At 59.9% G+C, this 6399-nt stretch carries 4 protein-coding genes; 2 read left to right on the forward strand and 2 right to left on the reverse strand.

Going from position 1 to position 6399, the window contains the following annotated elements:
- Positions 1 to 320: 320 nt before the first annotated feature.
- Both J6524_RS36225 and J6524_RS36230 read left to right on the forward strand, forming a co-directional pair.
- The gene (locus tag J6524_RS36225) at positions 321 to 665 is read left to right on the forward strand and encodes an NIPSNAP family protein (protein WP_225678646.1); all 345 of its coding nucleotides are present in this window, start codon (positions 321 to 323) and stop codon (positions 663 to 665) included.
- Positions 666 to 1176: 511 nt separating this feature from the next.
- Entirely contained in the window at positions 1177 to 4470 is a 3294-nt protein-coding gene (locus J6524_RS36230; protein ID WP_225678647.1) for a peroxidase family protein, read from the forward strand.
- Between the two features lie 565 nt (positions 4471 to 5035).
- On the opposite strand, the gene J6524_RS36235 is transcribed toward J6524_RS36230, so the two are convergent.
- Together J6524_RS36235 and J6524_RS36240 are read right to left on the reverse strand one after the other, a co-directional pair.
- Positions 5036 to 6016: a Bug family tripartite tricarboxylate transporter substrate binding protein gene (locus tag J6524_RS36235; protein WP_225678648.1), complete on the reverse strand. Its 981-nt coding sequence runs from the start codon at positions 6014 to 6016 to the stop codon at positions 5036 to 5038.
- A gap of 177 nt (positions 6017 to 6193) precedes the next feature.
- On the reverse strand, positions 6194 to 6399 hold a 206-nt coding region (locus J6524_RS36240; protein WP_225677739.1), incomplete at its 5' end, for a transposase.

Consider the following 6399-nt stretch of genomic DNA (forward strand, 5'->3'; position numbering starts at 1 on the left):
TGCGTCCGCCGGGGCCGTGGTTGTACTAGGCATGTCCTCATAACGGCGCAAATGTCGGCTTTGGGGGTCTAAGCAGAAATTCTCTGCTCAACCAGAGTATCGCCGGTTTTGACCCTGAGCGACATTGACAACCTGCGCCTGCAAGGCCTGGTCTCGGGAGCAGAGCCGACATGGGGTAGGGCAGGTCGGGACTTCCGGTTTTGACCCCGACCGGACGTCGGCTGGGGTTGCGGCATGCGGCCAAGGAATGTACGGGTCAGACTTCTGATTGTGTGATGGGACGGTGGGCATCCAATCGATCCGTCACGAGGAGACTGAGAATGATAACCTGCTACCTCCGCTATGAGATCGAGCCCTTCAAAGCGAAAGAATTCGAGACCTACGCCAAGATGTGGCTGCCACTGGTTGAAAAATTCGGCGGCACGCATCACGGCTATTTCCTGCCGCATGAAGGCGGGGACTACGTCGCGATCGCATTGTTTTCATTTCCTTCGCTTGCCGACTACGAAGCCTACCGCTCCAAGGCGGCCAGAGATCCTGATTGCCAGAGGGCGATTGCATATTACCGGGAGACTAAATGCTTCCTAAGACATGATCGGTCATTTCTTAGACCGCTCCTTGAAAGCGGCGCCGGAGCGCCACCGAAGCCGGACGCGGGCTTGTGATGCACAAGCAAGGCGCCGGTCCGGTGAGGTGGTCGAATACGATAGATTGACGTCGCCTGCTGGCCCGACTCGGACCTCCCGCGATGTCCGCTTTCCGCGCCGCTATAGGCGGACCTTCAATTGTCGCGACCCACCACTGAAGTTCGCCTACATTTTTTCAGTCAACGGAAATCAGTTCTGGTCGGTCACGGTCTACGATATCAACACGCGATCGCAGATGCGGACCTATCCCGGTGATAACGCCGCATCGAGCCTGAAGCCATCGACGCGATGTCCCAGGCGCTATCGGAAGAAGCCTGCGAGTGCGGCTATGACGGTGCGACTTCTGTGAAATGTTGCGGACCGCCCCGGCGTCGTTGCTGCCAAATATGTGACTGCCTGCGCGCGATAAAGCTTTCATCCTTTCGCATTCTCATCTCTAAAGCGCCACAGAGTGGGCTCCCGATCTCCAGCCTGCATGCCTTCGCAGAGACGTCCGGAATTCCATCGCTCGGAACTCAGGGAGACGGACATGCAACTCATTCGATCAGACCTCGATTTCATTCTCGCGCAAATTCGCTTCGCCGAAACCGGCGCACCTTTGGAGGACCCTTCTCTTCCATTTGGGCTGCGGACGGTTGACGGCACGAACAACAACGTGGTGCCCCGCCAATCGGACTTCGGCGCCGCGGATCGGGTGTTCCCGCGGATGACCGATCCTATGTTCCGCGAAGCGGACCTCGGGACGTCCTACTCCCAGACTGCCGGTACAGTGATCGATCCCCAACCGCGGATCATCAGCAATCTGATTGCCGACCAGAACGGGAACAGCAACCCGGCGGCCGCCGCGGTCGACAGCGATGGCGACGGAGTTATTCCGCACGTGGGCTCCGAGGGCGCGGCGCCGTTCAATCAGTGGTTCACATTCTTCGGCCAGTTTTTCGACCATGGCCTGGATCTGGTGAACAAGGGCGACAGCGGGACAGTGTTTATCCCACTGCAGCCGGACGACCCTCTCTATGTTGAAGGCAGCCCGACCAACTTCATGGTGTTGACGCGTGCGACCAACCTGGCCGGGGCAGACGGGAGGGTTGGGACTTCGGACGATATCCACGAGCACACGAACCAGACGACGCCGTTCATCGATCAGAACCAGACGTACACATCGCATCCGTCACACCAGGTTTTCTTGCGCGAGTACACGCTTGACGTCAACGGCAAGCCGGTGGCAACCGGGCGTCTGCTCGAAGGCCTCGATGGCGGCCTGGCAACATGGGCTGACGTCAAGGCGCAAGCGCGGGAGCTGCTCGGCATCGACCTGACCGATGCCGATGTGACCAACATTCCCTTGCTGGCAACCGACCCTTACGGGCGCTTCCTGGCCGGCGCTCATGGATACGCCCAAATCGTGATGCCCGGCCCTGATGGCGTTGCGGGGACGCCCGACGATATCCTGATAGAAGGCAACCCCGCCAATCCCATCAGCACCACCGGGGCGGTCCGCACCGGACACGCCTTTCTGAACGACATTGCCCATGATGCCGTTCCGACCGGGAAGGTCGCGGACGGCGACACGGAGGTCAGCCTCTCGAACCTTGACGGATCGGATACGAGCGGCAACTACGACAATGAGCTGCTCGATGCCCACTACATCACCGGCGACGGACGCGGGAATGAGAATATCGGCTTGACCGCCGTTCATCACGTTTTCCACGCGGAACACAACCGGCTGATCGGGCACCTGAAGGAGGTGATCCTGGCCGAAGTGGACAATGATCCAGCATTCGTGAGCCAGTGGCTGAAGCCGGGAGCGGATATGTCCGACGGCATCCAGGACAGTGACTGGAATGGCGAGTACCTGTTCCAGGCCGGCAGATTTGCGACCGAGATGCAATACCAGCATCTTGTATTCGAGGACTTTGCACGCAGCATCCAGCCGAACATCGATGAATTCGAGGCACACGACGTCTCCATCGATCCTGCAATCGTGGCCGAGTTCGCACACACGGTCTATCGGTTCGGGCACTCGCTGCTGCGCGAGACTGTTGACCGTCTGGATGCCGACGGCAACGTGGTCGACGCCAATGCCGAGGTTGCGGGCGATCAGCAGCTCAGCCTGATTGACGCCTTCCTCAACCCGCTCGCCTATGCGGAACGTGGCGCCGACGGCGATGCTGCAGCGGAAATTGTGCGCGGAGCAACGCGCGAGGTCGCCAACAGCGTCGACGAATTCGTTACCGGTGCGCTGCGCAACAATCTTCTCGGTTTGCCTCTGGATCTTGCGACCATAAACCTCGCGCGCGGCCGTGACACCGGCGTGGCACCGCTCAACAGTGTCCGCGAGCAGTTCTACGGAGCAACCGGAGATCCCGATCTCAAGCCATATGCGAGCTGGGCGGAATTCGGGGACGGCATCAAGCACCCGGAGTCTCTCGTCAACTTCATTGCAGCATACGGCGTTCATCCGTTGCTCGCTGATGCTGCCACGGTGGCGGATAAACGTGTCGCTGCCGCCACGCTCGTCTACGGGACGGCGGATGACCCGACCACGGAGGCAGACGAGAGCGTTGGCCCGGATACTGATTTTCTCAACGGCACAGGAGCCTTCGCCGGTGTCGAGACTGGTCTAAATGACGTTGATCTGTGGATAGGGGGTCTGGCGGAGAAGCCGCTAGCGTCGGGCGGGCTGCTGGGCTCGACCTTCAACTTCGTGTTCGAGACTCAGATGGAAAATTTGCAGAATGGTGACCGCTTTTACTACCTGTCGCGGTTGGATGGTACGAATTTCCTAAATCAGCTCGAGGGCACCTCATTCTCCGAGCTGGTGATGCGCAACACTGATACCACGCATCTTCCCTTCGACGTCTTCGCCGCGCCCACCCACACGATCGAAGCCGGCGACCCGTCAACCTATCCGGTCGACGCTGCCGGAAATCCATTGGTGATGACCAACCACGGAGGCAGGCTAGGGTTTCTTGGCGACGATCACGTCGTGATCGGCGGCACCGACCGGACGGACAGGATTCAGTCCGGCGCCGGGGACGATACGCTCTGGGGCGACGGTGGCGACGATGTCCTCGACGGCGCCCTCGGCAACGATGCGGTGATCGGTGGCGACGGCGACGACGGCCTGACGGGCGGCGACGGCGATGACTTCGTCAACGGCGCCGCCGGAAACGACAAGATATCGGGCGGCGCAGGCTCCGATCTGCTCGTCGGCCTGGAGGGCCGCGACCGCATCGAGGCCGGTGATGGCGACGACGAAGTCTTCGGGGGCCTCGACAATGACCAGATCTTTGGAGGCGCCGGCAACGACGAACTGCTGGGGAACGAGGGCGATGACTGGATGAAGGGAGGACAGGGCGACGACCACCTGATCGGTGATAACGGCAATCCGTTCGGCGAGCCGCTCCAGGACACGGACACGGCCCTGTTCTCGGGTAAGGCAAAGAACTACACGATCACTCATAATGCCGACGGGTCAATCACGGTCACCGACAATGTCGGTGCCGACGGCACGGACACGCTGCAGAATATCGAACGCCTGCAATTTTCGGATCGGACGATTTTGGCAGACGGCTCGACTGAAGCGACCGGCTGTGACGGTGCCGACACCTTTGTGTTCAACCTTGACCATCTCAAGGGTAAGCAGAACACCGCAACCATCACTGAATTCGGTCCCAAGGTCGACAAGCTCCAGCTTTTGAACGACGATTTCGTCAAAGTATCCTCCGACCACGGCGGAACGCTGATGCAAGTCGGCAACGACACCATCGACTTGCTGGACGTAAAGCCGAATGAGTTGCACCATCGAGGCTGGGCATAAGACCAAATGCTGCGTCGCTCTAAGGGGGCGGCGCAGCACTGCTCAACTTGTGAGACTGACCATTTTCTCACAACGGACCAATCGTGTCGCGTTCAGCGCGGTGATCTAGGTAGCGATGATCATAGCGTCGGCCTTCCAGCGATTAAGACCTCTTCATCGTGCGAGAGGAATACGCCCCACTGCACACCGCCCCATCGACGCCGGGGGTCGTTATCAAGCAGATGACGCAGTCATCGCGTGGCCGGCGAGCGGTTTCGGGTAGACGATTCCGCCAGGCGGCGCCATATCCCTAGCGGCTTGCTCCACTCGCTGGCATCACGCTTATGGTGACCACATACGGTTGCCGAACGGACCCGGATAGGTAGGTGCGCGCCGACGAGATATTGAACAAAGTACCATTTGCACTCGTCGTTTGCCTTGGCGCATGAGTCCGTAAGTGGCCCTTCAGAGACCTGCCAACAGCCCGTCACAACGTCTGCTGCTCAGGGTAGACCGGAAGCGGCGGCTTGGCCGCCAAAAACGGCGCTCATGACCCTAACCGGTCATCGAGCGATCGGCGTTCGCGTTACTCCGGCTTGATGTTTGCCGCGCGGATCACCTTCGCCCATCTTTGCGTCTCGTCAGCGACGAATTGTCCGAATTCAGAGGGCGAGAGAACAAGAGGCGTAAGGCCCAGATCCGCGTATCGCGCCTTTATACCGGGACTTGCTAGTCCGGCATTGATATGATCGTTGAGCTTCTGGATGATCTCGGACGGTGTGCCCTTCGGCGCACCCATCCCTACCCACCCGTTCACCTCGTATCCGGGGACCGTTTCGGCAATGGTCGGCACGTCCGGCATTGCGGGTGACCGCGCGGTGGTGGTCACCGCCAGCGCACGAAGCTTTCCCGCCCTGATAAATTCAAGCGACGGGCTCACACTAACGAACATGAGTTGGAATTGACCGCTGATTGCGTCGGTGAGCGCAGGTCCCTCGCCGCGATAGGGTACGTGAACGAGGTTAACGCCAGTCATGATCTTGAACAGCTCGCCGGCCAGATGGCCCGGCGTCCCGACGCCGCCCGACGCCATGTTGATCTTGCCAGGATTGGCCTTGGCGTAGGCGATGAAGTCCGGAACGGTTCTGGTGGAATGAGCAGGATGCATCACCATGACTTGGGCGCCATGCACGATCCCGGCGACCGGTGCAATGTCCCGGATGAAGTCAAAGTTAAGCCTGTCGTAGAGCGTTGCGTTGATTGCGTTCGGTGTTACGACCAGCAGGAGCGTATAGCCGTCGGCCGGTGCACGGACGACTGCCTCTGTGCCAATATTGCCGCCGGCACCCGGCCGGTTCTCGACGACGAATTGCTGGCCGAGCCGCTCCGATAACCACTGACCCATTAGACGAGCGTGAAAGTCCGCCGAGCCGCCAGCGGGAAAGCCGACGATGATGCGCACCGGCCGCGTCGGATAGGCTTGCGCTCGCGCGATGGTCGAGAGCGCCGGTAGCGCGGCAGTGGCCGCAGCCAAATGCAGAAACTGCCTTCGGTGGGGAAGTTTCATTGCAGTCCCTCCGCGGCGGTAATCCGATGCGAACGGGCGCGAATAGCCTATTCCTATTCCTGAGATCGTGGAAGGGCGATGTCGCCTATTGGCCCAGGCTGTGTGATAACCCTTTTGTCGAGTGGCAGGTCGAGAGGTCTGGGACCGGATCTGGAGTTGGCTCCAGTGCAAAATCCTTTACGTCTGCATCGCTTCCAGCAGTGTTCGGCAGCCCAGAATGGCTATTACACGTTTTAGATTGTAGGCGAGCACATTGAGCGCCATCTCGGTCGCAACCTTGTGCTGTCTTCGCATCAGGAAGTGCGTCGCCCCCATCCAGGCCTTTATGGTCCCGAACGGATGCTCCGCCGTTTGACGGCGTAAGGTCATCTTGTTGGGCTCTT

Origin of the sequence: Bradyrhizobium hereditatis (genome assembly GCF_020329435.1) — a bacterium.
In the GTDB taxonomy this organism is placed as follows: domain Bacteria; phylum Pseudomonadota; class Alphaproteobacteria; order Rhizobiales; family Xanthobacteraceae; genus Bradyrhizobium; species Bradyrhizobium hereditatis.

Coding starts and splice junctions, on each gene's coding strand:
- J6524_RS36225 (WP_225678646.1), top strand. CDS start 321: ATGATAACCTGCTACCTCCGCTATGAGATCGAGCCCTTCAAAGCGAAA.
- J6524_RS36230 (WP_225678647.1), top strand. CDS start 1,177: ATGCAACTCATTCGATCAGACCTCGATTTCATTCTCGCGCAAATTCGC.
- J6524_RS36235 (WP_225678648.1), bottom strand. CDS start 6,016: ATGAAACTTCCCCACCGAAGGCAGTTTCTGCATTTGGCTGCGGCCACT.